15 protein-coding genes are annotated in these 16,392 nt (G+C 40.1%); 5 read left to right on the forward strand and 10 right to left on the reverse strand.

Going from position 1 to position 16,392, the window contains the following annotated elements; all coding sequences use genetic code 11:
* Nucleotides 1-343: transposase (locus MF4642_RS00005; protein WP_171262482.1), on the reverse strand; the 343-nt coding region annotated here is incomplete at its 3' end.
* 404 nt (nt 344-747) lie between these two features.
* On the opposite strand from MF4642_RS00005, the gene MF4642_RS00010 reads away from it, so the two are divergent.
* Nucleotides 748-2,973: a TonB-dependent siderophore receptor gene (locus MF4642_RS00010; protein ID WP_078424891.1), complete on the forward strand. Its 2,226-nt coding sequence runs from the start codon at nt 748-750 to the stop codon at nt 2,971-2,973.
* Nucleotides 2,974-3,178: 205 nt separating this feature from the next.
* Nucleotides 3,179-4,402, forward strand: a complete 1,224-nt coding sequence (gene gltS, locus MF4642_RS00015; protein WP_078424892.1) for a sodium/glutamate symporter — start codon at nt 3,179-3,181, stop codon at nt 4,400-4,402.
* A 232-nt stretch (nt 4,403-4,634) separates the two neighbouring features.
* Here the strand turns inward: gltS and MF4642_RS00020 are convergent, their stop codons facing one another.
* From MF4642_RS00020 to MF4642_RS00030, 3 genes are all read right to left on the reverse strand, one after another.
* The gene (locus MF4642_RS00020) at nt 4,635-5,120 is read right to left on the reverse strand and encodes an Lrp/AsnC family transcriptional regulator (RefSeq protein ID WP_004696532.1); all 486 of its coding nucleotides are present in this window, start codon (nt 5,118-5,120) and stop codon (nt 4,635-4,637) included.
* Between the two features lie 216 nt (nt 5,121-5,336).
* Nucleotides 5,337-6,701, reverse strand: a complete 1,365-nt coding sequence (locus MF4642_RS00025; protein ID WP_004696534.1) for an amino acid permease — start codon at nt 6,699-6,701, stop codon at nt 5,337-5,339.
* A 216-nt stretch (nt 6,702-6,917) separates the two neighbouring features.
* On the reverse strand, nt 6,918-7,775 hold the full coding sequence (locus MF4642_RS00030; protein ID WP_078424893.1) for an alpha/beta fold hydrolase: 858 nt from the start codon (nt 7,773-7,775) through the stop codon (nt 6,918-6,920).
* 123 nt (nt 7,776-7,898) lie between these two features.
* Here MF4642_RS00030 and MF4642_RS00035 point away from each other — a divergent pair, with 123 nt between their 5' ends.
* Nucleotides 7,899-8,357 (forward strand): hypothetical protein, encoded by a 459-nt coding sequence (locus MF4642_RS00035; protein WP_078424894.1) that lies wholly within the window; start codon nt 7,899-7,901, stop codon nt 8,355-8,357.
* Nucleotides 8,358-8,424: 67 nt separating this feature from the next.
* Here MF4642_RS00035 and MF4642_RS00040 read toward each other — a convergent pair whose 3' ends face one another.
* Together MF4642_RS00040 and brnQ are read right to left on the reverse strand one after the other, a co-directional pair.
* Nucleotides 8,425-8,661 (reverse strand): hypothetical protein, encoded by a 237-nt coding sequence (locus MF4642_RS00040; protein WP_004696541.1) that lies wholly within the window; start codon nt 8,659-8,661, stop codon nt 8,425-8,427.
* Between the two features lie 493 nt (nt 8,662-9,154).
* On the reverse strand, nt 9,155-10,441 hold the full coding sequence (gene brnQ / locus MF4642_RS00045) for a branched-chain amino acid transport system II carrier protein (RefSeq protein ID WP_004981952.1): 1,287 nt from the start codon (nt 10,439-10,441) through the stop codon (nt 9,155-9,157).
* 350 nt (nt 10,442-10,791) lie between these two features.
* On the opposite strand from brnQ, the gene map reads away from it, so the two are divergent.
* On the forward strand, nt 10,792-11,586 hold the full coding sequence (gene map / locus MF4642_RS00050; RefSeq protein ID WP_078424895.1) for a type I methionyl aminopeptidase: 795 nt from the start codon (nt 10,792-10,794) through the stop codon (nt 11,584-11,586).
* 302 nt (nt 11,587-11,888) lie between these two features.
* Here the strand turns inward: map and MF4642_RS00055 are convergent, their stop codons facing one another.
* Together MF4642_RS00055 and MF4642_RS00060 are read right to left on the reverse strand one after the other, a co-directional pair.
* Entirely contained in the window at nt 11,889-12,797 is a 909-nt protein-coding gene (locus tag MF4642_RS00055; RefSeq protein ID WP_078424896.1) for a LysR family transcriptional regulator, read from the reverse strand.
* A 102-nt stretch (nt 12,798-12,899) separates the two neighbouring features.
* Nucleotides 12,900-13,340, reverse strand: coding sequence for a phosphohydrolase (locus MF4642_RS00060; protein WP_078388764.1), 441 nt, complete (start codon nt 13,338-13,340; stop codon nt 12,900-12,902).
* Between the two features lie 62 nt (nt 13,341-13,402).
* On the opposite strand from MF4642_RS00060, the gene MF4642_RS00065 reads away from it, so the two are divergent.
* Nucleotides 13,403-13,729 (forward strand): hypothetical protein, encoded by a 327-nt coding sequence (locus MF4642_RS00065; RefSeq protein WP_004696551.1) that lies wholly within the window; start codon nt 13,403-13,405, stop codon nt 13,727-13,729.
* A 41-nt stretch (nt 13,730-13,770) separates the two neighbouring features.
* On the opposite strand, the gene glnG is transcribed toward MF4642_RS00065, so the two are convergent.
* Nucleotides 13,771-15,252 (reverse strand): nitrogen regulation protein NR(I), encoded by a 1,482-nt coding sequence (gene glnG, locus MF4642_RS00070; RefSeq protein ID WP_004981946.1) that lies wholly within the window; start codon nt 15,250-15,252, stop codon nt 13,771-13,773.
* Nucleotides 15,239-16,348, reverse strand: coding sequence for a nitrogen regulation protein NR(II) (glnL, locus tag MF4642_RS00075; RefSeq protein WP_004696555.1), 1,110 nt, complete (start codon nt 16,346-16,348; stop codon nt 15,239-15,241). Before glnL ends, glnG begins: the two co-directional genes overlap by 14 nt.
* Nucleotides 16,349-16,392: the final 44 nt, after the last annotated feature.

The following is a 16,392-nucleotide window of genomic DNA, read 5'->3' on the forward strand; positions in this document are numbered from 1 at the left end:
GCCCATCGCTACTTTTTTGGTAGCTGATTACAATATCAATATGCTTTTGTCTTCTACAAAGCGTGGTGTAATCTGGAGCTATCCAATTTAATCCGCAAAGTTTAATCAGACTTTGCACAAAGCCAGTGACCATACGTAAAGACAGACGGAATAAGGATTTAATCATTAAGCAGCATTGGATGGCTGCGTCGGAGTAGGTTTGATTTCGCCCTTGTTTGCCTTTTGATGGCGCATACCATTGCGCAGGATCAAACCAAATGGCAATATTTCCGCGACTCATGAGTGCTCGGTTATATGCGGGCCAATTGGTTGTGCGGTAGATTTTGTGTGTAGGCTTCTTCATTTGAAAATTATATCGCTGAAAAAGCCTTTACAGATAGGTTTGTGCAACAAAGCCTATTTATAATTATAAAAAATTAGAGCATTATAAATATCGATTGTCTATTTTTCACCCAGTTTCTGTGAAAAGGAACGTATATCGGCAATACAAATATCTTAAATCTAAATTAAAGATGTATTTGCTAATGATAATTAGTATCACTTGCATTATTTTTTGTTTATAATTTTTCGAAATGGATTGATATGTAATGACTCAAACCACTGAGATGTTCGAAAAGGATTTTACGAATCTTAGTACTTGTGATACTACAAAGGTGCTTGTTTTACTTAAGCATAGTAGGCACGTGCGCACTTTAAAATTATCAATTCATTGTCTTATTTTTTCTCATTAGCTGTGAATGTCCTGATATGTTTAAACGTCCTCTCTCTACGCAAAAGCCACTCTATTTGGCGATGCAAATCATTTTTCTGTCTTCAACTGCCATGCTGTCTATGACACATGCAAACAGCGTAGAAGAGGAGGAGGCGAATGTAACGTCTCAGCCAAATGCACAGTTGGCGACCATTACCCTTACAGCCCAAGATAAAACAGCAGTTACCGAAAATACAGGCAGCTATACGACGAGCAGCACAAATACCGCAACCAAGTTAAATTTATCCCTACGTGAAACGCCACAAACAGTCAAAGTCTATACCCGAGAATATTTAGATGACCGTAACATTGAATCCTTCCAAGATTTGATGAGTAATATTACAGGTGTATCTACTCCGCGTACGGACGAACGTCAGCGACCTTATGCACGCGGTTTTGATGTAGATTATTTCCTCATCGATGGCAAGCCAACAACTGCAAACTTAGTGGCAGCTGACCTAGATTTAAGTATTTATGACCGTGTTGAAATTGTAAAAGGTGCTAATGGTTTAATGACTGGAGCTGGAAGCCCAGCAATGGGTATTAATTTAATCCGTAAGCATGCAAATTCAAGGGAATTTGCTGGATCAGTAAGTGCATCGGCAGGTTCGTGGAATAGTTATTCAAGCTCGGCAGATCTATCTGCACCTTTAAATAGTGATGGTTCACTTCGTGGACGCGTATTTGTAAAACATTTTGATGAAGATTCATTTATGGATTTTTATGAGAAAGAGCGAAATATTGTTTATGGTGCAATTGATTATGATATTAGCGATAAAACATTATTATCTTTCGCAGCATCTTATCAAGAGTTGAATCGCGATGGTGTGCGTTGGGGAGGTTTACCTGCTTTTTATACCGATGGCACAAAAACCAATTTTGACCGTTCATCGATTGTGAGTTCAGATTGGACATTTTGGGATGTAAAGTCCACAGCACTGTTTGCAAACTTAAAGCAAAACTTATTTAATGACGTTGATTTAAATGTTGCATACTCATACCGTCGAGATGATACCGATAGTTTTATTTTCTATACTGCTGGAAAAGTGACTAAAGCAACGAATACAATTCCCATTGAAAATGCCTCGGTATATCGCGACCAAAAGCGAAACGATGAAAATAATGTCGATGTTTATATTACTGCACCATTTACCCTTGCAGGGCGAAATCAGGAAATCGTTTTAGGTGGTTCTTGGAATAAAGCCCAGCTCAAGAAAAATACTTATGGGCAGACCTTTGTTCCAAATAACCCTGCGTTAACTAAGCAAAATCTAATCGATTTGTTAGGGCAAGATGTAATTGATTTTAATCACATGAATACGCGTTTGATTGGTTCATTAGAAATGGATAAAACCAATCCATTGAATGAAACCACGCAAACCGCTGGATATATTTCAGGTAAATTCCACATTTTAGATCCATTAAAAGCAGTTGCTGGTTTACGTGTTTCAAATTGGGAGTATGAGTCAGAAACACATACAACGGATCGTAAATTTGAAAATCAATTAACCCCTTATGCAGGTCTTATTTTTGACTTTGCACCGAACTATTCATGGTATGCAAGCTATACCAGTATTTTCAAACCACAAACAAATAGAGATCAGTCGGGTGACTACTTAGATCCTGTAGAAGGTAAAACGTATGAAACTGGTGTAAAAGGGGAGTTTCTTGATAAGCGTCTAAATGCGGGGCTTTCAGTGTTTCGCATCGAGCAAAGTAATGCAGCTCAAGCTTTACTGAAAGCAGATGGTACAAATGTTAAAGTTGATGGTACAACCAATGAAAATGCTTATTACGGGACAGATGGTGTCGTGAGCAAAGGGGTTGAGTTAAATATTGATGGTGAAATCAATGATAACTGGGGGCTTAGCTTTGGTGTTGCCAATTTTGATGCTAAGGATGCCAAAGGTGATGACTACAATCCTACAAACTCACGTACCACGGCTGATGTTTTTGTAAAATATAAAAATGATTCGTGGTATGCAGGCGCAGGTTTAAACTACTACAGTAAAATCTATATCGGTACAGGTGCTACACGAGTTGATCGGGGTGATTTGTATCTTGCAAATGCGATGCTGGGCTATAAATTTGATGAAAATATGAGTATGCAAGCAAACGTAAATAATATCTTTGATAAGAAGTATTATGAAGGGATTGGTCCAAATGCTATGGCTTGGGGTGATCCAAGAAATGCAACATTAAGCTTTCATTATAAATTTTAATTTTAAAGTTATGTTGCTGTAAAAACAAAAAAGACCCAATTGAGTCTTTTTTGTTTTTTAAGATTATGTATTTTTAAAATACTGAGCTCAGTTTTAAAACATCATGTAATCTAAAGCATAGAAATTGTACATTGAGAAACTTTAGCCTGTTCATCACTGACTTATCTGTTTTAGAATTAATGCAATAAGCATCATTGGATATCTCATGAACTATCAATTCGATGCATTTATGACCATTGTTGCAGCAGTTGCTGTGCTATTGGTCGGTTATGTATTTGTGAATAAAGTCAGTATTTTAAAAAAATATAACATTCCCGAACCAGTTGCGGGTGGGTTGGTTGCAGCTGTTATCACTTATATCTTATTTAAAGGTTCAAACATAACTGTCAACTTTGATACCAATATTCAGCAAATTTTTATGCTGATGTTCTTCACCTCTGTGGGGTTAAGTGCAAGCTTAGTTAAGCTCAAAGAAGGTGGGAAGTCGCTGCTTATATTTTTAGTCTGCGTCATTGTATTTGTCCTGCTGCAAAATGTGGTTGGTATTAGTCTTGCCAAAGTTTTAGGTCTAGACCCGCTGATTGGTTTAATTACCGGTTCGGTCACACTCACAGGTGGTCATGGGACAGCAGGTGCATGGGGCACGATATTTGAACAAGAACATGGTGTGCATGGTGCGATTGTGCTGGGTATGGCAAGTGCAACATTTGGTTTAATCATTGGTGGGGTAATAGGTGGACCTATCGCTAAATTTCTGATACGTCGCTACCAGTTGGCTGAAGAAATTCCAGCTGCAACAGGGCGTAATGAAGCGCCACCTTCAGCACAAACGGCGCCATTTGAATTTCCTGAAAAGACGCGTCTGATTACAGCGGATGATGCGGTCAAAACCATGGGGATGTTTGCCATTTGTATCAGCTTTGCATACTTCATGACAGCGGTAGCTAAAGGGCAGTGGTTTGAGCTACCAAGTTTTGTTTGGGCACTGATGTGTGGTGTGGTTTTACGTAATATTTTAGAGCATGGGTTGAGAGTTCAGGTTTTTGACCGCTGTATCGATGTATTTGGCAATGCTTCACTGGCACTGTTTTTAGCCATGGCGTTGATGTCCTTACAGCTTTGGTTGTTGGCAGATCTAGCAGGTCCTTTAGTGATTATCCTGATTGTTCAAACACTGTTCTTAGCACTTTATTTATACTTTGTGACTTTTCGTGTGATGGGTAAGAACTATGATGCTGCGGTACTCTGTGCAGGCCAATGTGGCGTCAACTTAGGCGCGACACCGACAGCAATTGCCAATATTCAAGCGGTAACCAATACCTATGGACCATCCCATAAAGCCTTTTTGATCATTCCGCTGACGGGCGCATTCTTTGTCGATATTGTGAATGCTTTTGTGATTCAGCTCTCAATTGGTATTTTGGGTTAATATTTTTAGAGATGATATCGTTAATAAAAAAGCACTTTAGGGTATTTTTTTATTGGTTACGGTTTTGTATTTGAATGATGTGCACTATCTAAAATATCAGAAATATAAAATCTATAGACATTAAAAAGCCCCATGGTTAGGGGCTAGTCGTATGCACATCTAAGGCACATACTGTAAGAGGCTCATCTCATACTGAGTGTATTAAACCACATTTACACAATATTTGCAGCAATCACTCAATCATAATGAGGTCGGATTTATTTTCGAGTTTTAAAGGGCGTAAGGCAAAAATGGAGCGTGTATGACGTACACCTTTCATTGAGTATAAGTTTTTACGCAAAAAGCGTTCATAGTGTTCTGCATTTTTCACTGCGACTTTGAGTAAGTAGTCGTAATCGCCAGTTACTAAATGTGCTTCAACCACTTCAGGCATGTAAGCCAGTGCTTCACTAAATTGCTCTAAGATTTCATCATCATGGCGTTCAAGCGTAATCTCAATAAAAAACAGCTCATTAATACCAATGGCTTTTGAATTAATCTTCGCTGTATAGCCTTCAATGATATTGAGGTTTTCTAGACGTTTTACACGTGTCCAGCACGGAGAAGACGAGAGCCCAACTTTCTCAGCCAACTGGGTAACAGTCAGGCGGCCATCTTGGCGAAGTTCAGACAAAATACGGCGGTCAATTTTATCTAAAACGTAGTGAGCGTCATTCATAACGTATTCCTGCGTATAATTTTCTTTATAAACTATTTTATGTGAAAATATTTCTCAATAAATACTCAAAATAAGCAAATAAAAGAGAAACACTCTGCATCGGTTATGACTACAATAAAGTGATTCAATCAAAGTCATTTGGGAAATTGGCTTTGATTTGCAAACAGCGTCTTTAAAGGGAAGGGTGCCTTTTAACGGCGCTGTTTGCTGACTTATTTATGGTATTTTTTGTGTTTTTGATCTTTGTTTAAACCAGTAAGTTAGAGTTAGGCAGCCAATCCAAAGTGGAATCAGCATCACTGCAATTCGCATATCAGGTGTAAGCCACATCACCACTAAAATACCAAGCATAAATACAATACAGATATAGTTACTGATAGGGTAAATCAAAGTTGGAAACAAGGTTGATTTTTGCAATGCCAGCATACGTTGCTTGAATTTTAAATGGGTCAACGCCAACATCATCCAGTTAATCACAATGGCTGAAACTACAAGACTCATCAGTAGTTTAAAGGCTTTTTCTGGGAAGATATAATTCAAGACGACGCACAGTAAGGTCACCAATGCAGAGCATAAAATGGCTGCATAAGGGATGCCACGCTGGTTAATTTTCTTTAAAAATTGTGGAGCATTGCCTTGTTCTGCCAGGCCTAGCAGCATACGACTCGTGCCATAGCTGGTACCGTTATACACCGATATAGCTGCGGTTAAGACCACAAAATTCAGCACAGTTGCAACGCCTTGACTACCTAAGGAGTCAAATATCAAAACAAAAGGACTACCGCCTTCTGCGATTTGATTCCATGGAAACAATGAGAGCAGAACAATGATCGTAAGCACATAAAACAGTAACACACGGTAGACAATTTGATTGACTGCTTTAGGAATAGTTGTGGTCGGATTTTTAGTTTCCGCAGCTGCTATACCAACGAGTTCAATACCGCCAAAGGAAAACATAATGATGGCCATCGCCATGATTAAGCCAGAAATGCCATTGGGAAAGAAACCGCCTAGAGCCCAGAGGTTGGAAATAGAGGCATGTGCACCACCGTGACCACTTGCCAGTAACCAAGCGCCATATCCAATCATGCCAATGATGGCGAGAATTTTAATCATGGAGAATAAAAATTCTGTTTCACCAAAGACTTTGACATGCAGCAGGTTGATGGCATTGATCAGTACAAAGAAACCAAGCGCTGAAATCCATGTGGGAATTTCAGGCCACCAATACTGGACATAGAGGCCGATGGCACTTAGTTCCGCCATGCAGACCAAGACATTGAGCACCCAATAGTTCCAGCCCGACATAAAGCCAGCAAAAGGGCTCCAAAATTTATAGGCAAAATAACTAAAAGAGCCACTCACGGGTTCTTCAACCACCATTTCACCCAACTGGCGCATCATGAAAAATGCAATTAAGCCCGCCAGTGCGTAGCCTAAAATAACGGAAGGGCCAGCCAGTTTAATGGTTTGCGAAATGCCTAAAAATAGGCCTGTACCAATAGAGCCGCCTAAAGCAATCAGCTGAATATGGCGGTTGCTCAGCCCATGCTTAAGCTGGGGTTGCTGTTGTGCAGACATGATTCATCCATCTCTAGCACATGCGATAGTCATCACATGAACTATGACTTAATAAAAATTCGTGGTGGAAATATAATATTTATTTATCGATTAATGAAATTAAATTTATCAATAGCGTTGGTTTTTATCTGAAAGCTGCAGTTTTGCGGTGAAAATAAAGCCAGTCAAGTAAGTGCTGCTTGAACTGGCGATAGGCTTGGCTTGATATGTACCGCCTTAAGATGAAAGCTGTGCTGCAATTTCAGGCCATAAGTTTTGATGGGAGCGCTTAAATATCGCCATATGTCCAATGACTTTATGGCCATAAGCCTGTGGTTTGAGTTCAATTTGATCTGTTTGTGCATTTGGGTAAAGGCTGAGTAAGCCTTTAACATTCACTTGTGTGGCAATTTCATCATCCGAGGCCCAAATGGCTGTAATTGGACAGCGAATATCACGGTGGAAATCATCTTGTACAGTTTTGCCTAAGGCATTGATGACATAACCAGGTTTGCTGCAAAACTGTGCCCAATCACGTGCCACATCTTTGGGTAGGTTTTCGCCCATGCCAATGGCATTGGTCGGTCCGTAACCTAAGGTATAACGTGCAATAGGAAAGATCAGTTTAAACATCACAGGAGCCAGAAGTTTAGTACGACCTTTCAAATCTTTTACGTGACCTGTTGATCCTGCAACAGCAACAACTTTTGCGACTTTTTCATAGTTTGGGTTAATACCTAAAAGTTGCCCACCTGCACTATGACCGAGCAAAATCACTTGTGTCGCTTGGGTCTTATTCAATAACACCTCCATCGCCGCTGGAATGTCCAATTGCCCCCATTGCACGATGCTGGCTTTCGACTTTTTAAGTGGTTCATGCAGAGACTCACCAATGCCGCGAAAATCAAAAACCAAAACGGCATAGCCTTGTTCGGCAAGCCATGATGCAAAATGGTGGTAAAACTGCTGGGTAATACCTGTGGCAGGGCAGATTAAAACAGGTAGGGCTTGCTGTGTACCTTGGGCTGCATAAAAGCGTCCACTGAGTGAATAATGGTCAGAGCAGGTGATAGCTAAAGTTTCGTAATTTTGCATAATCGGTTAAGCATAGAATTTTTTTCTACTCTACCTAAGTTCCAAAAAGAAACTTGTCTAATCTATGACTTTGAAGTCAAGTAGATCTGTATAGAATAGGGTGAAAATAAAAAAGGAAAACACATGCAGTTTGTTGAATTAGATATGTCGGTAAAATTTGCACTTTTGTTTAGTGGGATTTTTCTGTTTGTTGGGATGCTGACAGGGGTATGGAAATATGCGCAAATTCGCCATTCACCACAGTTTCGTGCGCATTATTATGTTGATATCGCACACCGCAGCAGTTTGTTATATGCACCTGCAAGTTTAATTATTGCGGTAATGGCCGCAATTTCAGTCTGGCCTGAACCTGTGAATATGCTGTTTGTGGGAATCAATTTATTCTTTTTTAGCTTCTCTATACTGAGCTATATTGTGCATGGGGTATTGCAAGACACCAATAACCAATTTCGTAGTCCGCATGTTTTAGGCAAATGGACTTTGCCCAAATCAATCATGCTGATGGCAATGATGGCATTGGTTGTGGGGGAAATTGTAGCGACGTTGGGTTTGTTGTGGGGAATGTTTTTAGGTTTATTTTAAGTTGTTCTTATAGCTTTTTAATTTTTATACTTTTACAAAGGTGGATGACTAATCATCCACCTGTTTGCTAGTCAATTGACTGTGTGGCCTTTCGGAATTTTTGATCGACGACTGCCCATAAATAAAAGGCAAATGATACGACGATAGCGTAAGCAAAATATTCAGCTTTAAGGTTACCTTGAATTAAGCCATGCATGATCATAATGACCATTAGGGCAATGGTGGTACTTAAATACGTCACCATATTCTTGTTTGCCTTCAGAGCGTTAATGAAGACTTGCTTGTTGAAATGTAATGATAACATCTCCATCCCTCCTTGAGTTTTTGACTAAAAACCAATGTGTTTAGTCGGATTAGTTCTAAATGTTGTACTGCTAAAACTTGCGTTGATCAAGAGCAAAAACAACTATTTTTCAGAGAAATTATGCTATACCAATCAGAAAATATGTATGTAGCATTTTTTTAGTGAATAAATAGTATTTCGTTACGGTATAAGATGACAAATAACTGATGTATGTAAGCTTATACATAGATTGTATAAAGCAATATTGATGCCATGAATGGCTTACTAGGACAGGCTTTAAAGAATTTTTTATTTTCTAATATTAAATTTAGAAGAGATATGAAGGAGTTGATATACGACTTTAGCGGTGTATATGAAATGTGTCAGTATGTACAAAAACTGATGTAGAAAGAAATGAAACAATATGTGTCCATTTGGATAAAATGTGACAAATATTGATCATGCTTAAAATCAGGTTTGGGTAAAACCAGATTTTAACAACATCAGTTTTTGCTTACTTTTTCACTTTGTCGATTACAACAGCAATTACAAAAACCACCAATGATGGGATAAGCCATGCAAGGTTTTGTTCTGCAAGAGGTAAGTGAGTCAGCGCATAAGGCAGTTCAAAGTTCGCAACTTTTAAACCGTCTAGAAGGCCAAAGACCAAAGACACTGCGGTAACAGGTGCAATCACTCGGCGAGGATGATTAAAGAATTTCCAGCCAAAGCTCAGCATAATTACTACAATTGCAGGTGGATAAATTGCACTTAAAACAGGCACAGAAAAGGCGATAAGTTTGGTTAAACCTAAGTTTGAAATAATGAAAGAGAAACCAATCAGAATGAAGACCCAAACTTTATAGCCAATTTTAGTGATTGAACTGAAATATTCAGCACATGCACAGGTCAGGCCAATCGCAGTGACCATACACGCAATAAAAATCATGGCAGAAAGGAAGATAGAACCTAAGTCACCAAATGCATGTTGAACATATGCATGCAGGATCACTGCACCATTGCTCGCATTTGCTGCGACTTCATGGCTTCCAAGGCCAAGTTTAAATAAGCTGAGGTAAACTACAGTTAAACCAATACCAGAAATGATACTCGCAATAACTGCATAACGCGTAATCAGTTTAGGGTTGCTGACACCACGTGAACGAATGGCTTGAATAATCACAATACCAAAAACCAAAGCACCTAAAGTGTCCATGGTTAAGTAACCATTTACAAAACCTTCAGAAACAGGGCTGTCAACATAATTATTGATGGCTGGCGGAACGAAACCCGTTGGAATCATCATCGCCGCAATGCCAAGGATGGCTAAAGATAAAATCTTCAGTGGCGAGAGTACATAGCCAACCGTGTCTAAAATCTTGTTTGGATACAGTGAAATGAGGGTGACTACACTAAAGTAGATTGCACTGTAGATCAGCAAGCTGCTGCTTGATGTTCCAAGATAAGATGAAAAACCAATTTCATAAGAAACGGTTGCAGTACGTGGTGTCGCAAAGAGTGGTCCGACAGTTAGGTAACACGTAATGGTTAAAATGAGACTGGCTATTTTACCCAAAGGTGAACTTAAAATTTGAATCGAACCTTCGACACGTGACAGCGCAATAATGGTGATTACAGGTAAGCCCACAGCAGTGATTAAGAAACCAAAAGCTGCTAGCCATACATGCTCACCCGCTTGCTGAGCCACAATCGGTGGAAAGATAATGTTGCCCGCACCAATGAAGAGTGCGAAAGTCATAAAACCCAAAGCAACAATATCCCGAGTACGCAGACTTGTCATAAAAGGGAGATCGAGTTGAACAAAGGGGACGATTTTAGTGCATAAGTGTTTTTTTGGCTAATTTATTTCATGGGTAGTATTAAATTTTTTTATAAGATGAAAAGTGAATATATCAACTTGTAAAAAATAGGTTGATATATGTGATTGATTATCCATTTTAAAATAGAAAAATTATAAATATTAAAAGCTTGAGGCGCTATTTTTCCTAAATTAAAAGTTGTAGTGCAAATGCTTTAAAATTACACAAATTATTTAGAGGTCAGTTGTTGAAGGCTAGCCTAAGATTTAAGTTTGAACAAAAATATTGAGAAAAGGTCTATACTTGCGACTTCATAATTGAGGATATTTCAATGCGTGGCTTAAATGTGAGCATAAAAACTGAACAAGATGTAGAAAAACTTCGTATATCTGGTCGTTTGGCTGCCGAAGTTTTAGCGATGATTGGTGAGCATGTAAAGCCGGGTGTCACGACTGAATATCTGGATGATATTTGTCATGACTTCATTGTAAATACCTTAAAAGTGACGCCTGCCAATATTGGTTATCATGGCTATACCAAAACCACCTGTATTTCTCCAAATGAAGTGGTCTGTCACGGTATTCCATCGCCGAATGTTGTACTTAAAGATGGCGATATTATTAATATTGATGTGGCGATTATTAAAGATGGCTACTTTGGTGATACCAGTCGTATGTACTATGTGGGTACAGTGAAACCGGAAGCCAAAAAGCTAGTCGATACGACTTATGAGGCGATGGTTGCAGGTATTCATGCTGTGAAGCAAGGTGCGACGCTTGGTGATATTGGTTATGCCATTCAAACTGTTGCGCACCGTGAAGGTTATAGTGTGGTACGCGAGTATTGTGGTCATGGTATTGGCAAAGTTTATCACGAACAGCCAAGCGTATTGCACTATGGTCAACCAGGTAAGGGGATGCAGCTTAAAGCGGGCATGGTGTTCACGATTGAACCGATGATTAATATGGGCAAAGCGCATGTCAAAGAGCTCAAGGACGGTTGGACAGTCGTGACTGCCGATAAATCTTTAACTGCGCAATGGGAGCATATGGTACTCGTGACTGAAACAGGTTTTGAGTTACTATCACCTTGGCCTGAAGGCACGGGCACTTATCTGGAAATTTAAGTTGATGTTTTGTCTGTGGTTAAATTTTAGACTTTGGTCTAGCTTTGTGACTTAAAAGCTAAATTAAGTCTTAAAAGCAATAACTGATATTTCTGAAACCCTTTATTTGTCGCATTTTTGCTATTTTTTGATTAAAACTTATACGTGTAAGCTATTGGTCTAGACTTCATTTTGTCACTAAAATTGTTTCTAAGATACTCGCTGTAGTTTCTTATTTTGAAAGTTTATGAGCTTATCCACCTCGGTTAAGCTCTTTTTTTTGTCTAATAGATTGGCTCAATGTCATTGAGCATGTGTAGAGTTTAAAGTGATTTATTTGAGCTAAGGTGTTCAATTAAATAGTCAATAAACACGCGGACAGCAGGCAATAAACCACGACGTGAAGGATACACCGCATGAAAAATACCGTGTGGTGCTTTCCAGTCGGGTAGGACACGAACCAGCTCACCACTTTTCACCATATCTTGTACGATGCTGTCTGGAAGTAAGGCAATACCGCAGTTCTTACGGACCAGTTGAGCCAACATACTCAAATCAGAGCCCATCACTACAGGATTGACGCGTATTTTCTTTTGTTGCTGCGCATCATTATGCACGATGATATGTTGATCTAAATGCTCATCAACCATACTCAGTATATGATGTTGGCTTAAATCTTTAGGTTGTTTCAGTTCGCCAAATTCATTTAAGTAGGCTTGGCTGGCAAATAAATGCTGCTCGATATTTTCAAATTTACGAATTACCAAACTTGGATCATCGTCTAGATTGGAGCGGACGCGAAGGGCAATATCAAAACCTTCGTTGATAATATCCACACGGCGATTGGTTACCATCATTTGCACTTTAATTTCGGGATAGGTTTTTAAGAAACTTGGTAAAATGCGTGCAATTTGGTTTTGTGCAATCGATACTGGCAGGCTGAGTTTAATGACGCCACGCGGTTGTAAACTGAGATGATCGACCAAATCGTGTGCGGCTTGTGCAGCATTCATCATCACTTGCGCATGACGGTAAATATTCATACCAATATCGGTCACTGCGAAATGGCGGGAGCTGCGTTGAATTAGGCGTACACCCAAGCGCTCTTCGAGGTTATACACGCGTCGACTGAGCTTGGATTTAGGAATATCTGTTGCGCGTTCGGCTGCGCTAAAACCACCATGTTCAACCACTTGAGCAAAACAATAAAAATCATCTAAATCGCTTAACATTCACGATGTCCATTTGTGCAACGATAGGCTTAATTAAAAAGTGATCGTTGCAGTTTGTCAATTTTGAAATTGTAGAGATTTAATTGAAAATACTCAGCTATTTTAAGGGTTTCGCTGAGTTTTCGCTTGTTTGAGTATTTCAAGCACCACTTTATATTCTTCAAGTCGTGCAAAGTCGTGTGCTGTTGGATTGTTTATGCGCGTAAGGTTCATATTATCGAGTACATCAACATATTTCACTTGGGTTGCAAGAGGGTTTAATACAGTGCGCTTAGCCGCTTCCAAACGTGATTCACCTGTTTGTTTGGTCAGTGCTTGTATGGATTGAATGATCTCGGCACTAAAGCCAAGCGCTTTTAAGTCTTCAGCAGTCGTTGCGGTGTCTTCCAAAATGTCATGCAACACCGCAATGATTTGTAGGGTGGGATTGGAAAATTGCAACATGAGGCGAAGTGGATGCAAGATGTAAGGTTGTCCGCCCTTATCGAGTTGCCCCGCATGTTGGGTTGCAGCCAGTGCAATGGCTTTTTCTAAAGTCGACATGATTATTCTAGGTACTTTATCCTATGCTAAACTTCGCAGCATCTTTGTTTAAAAACTAAATTATGACTTATCAATTGATCCCACTAGACTGTGAAGCGACAGATCCTGTAGCGTGTCCACACTGCCAACAACAGGTAATTGATTGGTCTCAGGAACAATACGTTCAGCCTTGTGAGCATACCTTATTTATTGCGATGGACATTGGTTTTGAATATATCACAGATGAATTTGAAGCGACCATGCAGCGCAGTGTTGATGATCTCCATGCACATGATGATCAAGTGATTATGTTTGAAGAGTTAACTCAAGCCAGTTACCCAAAATTTATCATGTTAAAAGCACCACTTGGTGTTGAAGGCTATTCACGCTATTTAGGCTTTACGGCTTAATAAATAAAAGCGCCATTGCGGCGCTTTTATTTGAATCTGTCTTAGTTTTCTAAAGCTTCTTCTTCACTTTCATCATCTGCGGTATCCATACCTAGTTCTTTAAGTTTACGCGTAAGGGTGTTACGCCCCCAACCGAGTAACTCAGCCGCATGCCGTTTACGGCCACGGGTTTGTTGCAGCGCAGCAATGATCAATGTACGTTCGAACATGGGGGTGGCGATATCGAGAATTTTCATCTCGCCATTTTTCAGCTTTTGCACAGCCCATTGACCCAATAACTCGTCCCAATGATGCACCGCAATGCGATCTAAGTTATGCGCGGCTTGTGCATCTTCACCTGAACGGGTAATTGGAATTTGCTTCAGTTCTGACGGAAGGTCTTCAGGATAAACTTCACGCCCTGTAATCATGACTGTTAACCAGCGGCAGGTGTTCTCAAGTTGACGTACGTTTCCTTGCCAAGGCAGCTGTTGCATATATTCTTGCGTTTCAGGGCGAAGGATTTTAGGGCTTACACCTAATTCTTTGCCTGCGCGTGCCAAGAAGTGCTGCGCCAACATCGGGATGTCTTCGCTACGATGCGCCAGTTTTGGAATGTGAATGCGAATCACGTTTAGACGGTGATATAAGTCTTCACGGAAGCGACCATCATGTACCAATTTTTCTAAGTCTTGGTGCGTTGCCGCGACAATACGTACATCTACTTTTACTGGGATATGCCCACCAACACGGTAAAACTCGCCATCAGCCAAGACACGCAGTAAACGCGTTTGTGTTTCAAAAGGCATATCGCCAATTTCATCTAAAAACAGCGTTCCACCATTGGCCTGTTCAAAGCGACCTTGGCGCTGGGTATTGGCGCCAGTAAATGCACCTTTCTCATGACCAAAAAGCTCTGTTTCAATTAGGTCTTTGGGAATCGCGGCCATGTTGAGTGCAATAAAAGGTTTGCTGCTCCGTGGTGAGTGGCGGTGTAGCGCATGCGCAACTAACTCTTTACCTGTACCAGATTCACCATTAATTAACACTGTAATGTGTGATTGAGACAAACGACCAATCGCGCGGAAGACTTCCTGCATAGCAGGAGACTCGCCAATGATTTCGGTCGATTGAATCGGTGGTACCGTTTTTGCCGATTCTTGCTGCTGCATTTTGGTGATGTGCAAAATCGCACGATTCACTAAAGCTAAGGCTTCATCAATATCAAAAGGCTTGGGTAAATACTCAAATGCACCTGTTTGATAACTTGAAACAGCAGACTCTAGGTCAGAGTGAGCCGTCATAATAATGACAGGTAGATCAGGATAGTTGGCTTTAACTTTCGCTAAAAAAGTTAAGCCATCGATGCCGGGCATTCGAATGTCGGTCAAAATTACATCGGGTGCATCTAAACTGAGTTGGTCTAAAGCAGATTGAGCTTCTTCAAAACTTGTGACGTCAAAACCTTCTTCTTTGAACGTTTTTTCCAGCACCCAGCGCATGGCGCGATCGTCATCAATTACCCATATTTTATTTCGCGACATGGTTTAACTCCCAAGGTATATATAAGCTAAAAGTTGTTTTTCCGGGAACAGATTGGCATTCAATCATTCCGTTATGTTGATGCATAATATTTTGCGCAATACTTAAACCCAGTCCTGTGCCTTTAGCACGACCCGTGACCAGTGGGTAAAACACGGATTCTAAAATTTCTTCTGGAACGCCCGGACCATTGTCTTCGATATCAATCCGTACCACAGAGCGTTGAAGTACACCATTAATGGTCACTAAACGTTGAATACGGGTGCGTAACATTAGTTCAGGTTGGTGGTCGACAAAGAACTCTTTATTTTCAGTCATGGCTTGCACTGCATTGACGCTAATGTTCAACATGACTTGTATCAACTGATCACGATCGGCCATGACTTCAGGTAATGACAAATCATAATCACGGGTGATCTTAATTTTCTTTTTGGTTTGGTTGGTTATGAGTGAGCGAACGCGCTCTAAAGGCTCATGTACATTGACCAATTCATAACTGGGGAGCTGACGAGAACCAAGCATGGTGTCTGCTAAATTACGTAAGCGATCAACTTCACTAATAATAATGTCGGTGAACTCGCTATATTGCGGATCATTGAGGCTACGCGCTAACAGTTGTGTAGCGCCGCGAATTCCGCCCAACGGATTTTTAATTTCATGTGCAACACCACGAATGAGTTGGCGTGCGACCTGATGTTGTTGTAGGAAATTTTCTTCCTTGGAAATTTTAAGCATCCGATCAATTGGATTGATCTCAATTAAAAGCAAAGGGTGATAGGGTTTATTTGAATTCAGCTGTGACACGGTATAGTCAACATGAATATCTTTAAAGTTGACCTTTATAATGGCTTCACGACGGGTGTAGTGTTGTCCCGAGTTTAAAGTATTGAGAAGTGCTTCTTCTGTATTGAACTCATCATTGGGTGCATGGAGTAAATTAAGCGCAGGTTGGCCAGAGGCACGTAAAAGACTGATATCAAATAATGCTTCGCAAGAGGAATTTAAGTAAAAAATATTTAATTTACTGTCGACCAATAAAATCGCAGTGGTCAAATTGTCCACTAAAAGGCGATAGTCGATAGAAATAGGGTGATCCATTAGCGAATGTATCCTGTATTAAAATAGCGCAATGGCATCTTGAT

Origin of the sequence: Acinetobacter sp. MF4642, from assembly GCF_002018925.1 — a bacterium.
Classification (GTDB): Bacteria; Pseudomonadota; Gammaproteobacteria; order Pseudomonadales; family Moraxellaceae; genus Acinetobacter; species Acinetobacter johnsonii.

Bases quoted from the DNA above. Each gene is read 5' to 3' on its own strand.
- MF4642_RS00010 (WP_078424891.1), top strand. From the start codon at position 748: ATGTTTAAACGTCCTCTCTCTACGCAAAAGCCACTCTATTTGGCGATG.
- gltS (WP_078424892.1), top strand. From the start codon at position 3,179: ATGAACTATCAATTCGATGCATTTATGACCATTGTTGCAGCAGTTGCT.
- MF4642_RS00020 (WP_004696532.1), bottom strand. From the start codon at position 5,120: ATGAATGACGCTCACTACGTTTTAGATAAAATTGACCGCCGTATTTTG.
- MF4642_RS00025 (WP_004696534.1), bottom strand. From the start codon at position 6,701: ATGTCTGCACAACAGCAACCCCAGCTTAAGCATGGGCTGAGCAACCGC.
- MF4642_RS00030 (WP_078424893.1), bottom strand. From the start codon at position 7,775: ATGCAAAATTACGAAACTTTAGCTATCACCTGCTCTGACCATTATTCA.
- MF4642_RS00035 (WP_078424894.1), top strand. From the start codon at position 7,899: ATGCAGTTTGTTGAATTAGATATGTCGGTAAAATTTGCACTTTTGTTT.
- MF4642_RS00040 (WP_004696541.1), bottom strand. From the start codon at position 8,661: ATGTTATCATTACATTTCAACAAGCAAGTCTTCATTAACGCTCTGAAG.
- brnQ (WP_004981952.1), bottom strand. From the start codon at position 10,441: ATGACAAGTCTGCGTACTCGGGATATTGTTGCTTTGGGTTTTATGACT.
- map (WP_078424895.1), top strand. From the start codon at position 10,792: ATGCGTGGCTTAAATGTGAGCATAAAAACTGAACAAGATGTAGAAAAA.
- MF4642_RS00055 (WP_078424896.1), bottom strand. From the start codon at position 12,797: ATGTTAAGCGATTTAGATGATTTTTATTGTTTTGCTCAAGTGGTTGAA.
- MF4642_RS00060 (WP_078388764.1), bottom strand. From the start codon at position 13,340: ATGTCGACTTTAGAAAAAGCCATTGCACTGGCTGCAACCCAACATGCG.
- MF4642_RS00065 (WP_004696551.1), top strand. From the start codon at position 13,403: ATGACTTATCAATTGATCCCACTAGACTGTGAAGCGACAGATCCTGTA.
- glnG (WP_004981946.1), bottom strand. From the start codon at position 15,252: ATGTCGCGAAATAAAATATGGGTAATTGATGACGATCGCGCCATGCGC.
- glnL (WP_004696555.1), bottom strand. From the start codon at position 16,348: ATGGATCACCCTATTTCTATCGACTATCGCCTTTTAGTGGACAATTTG.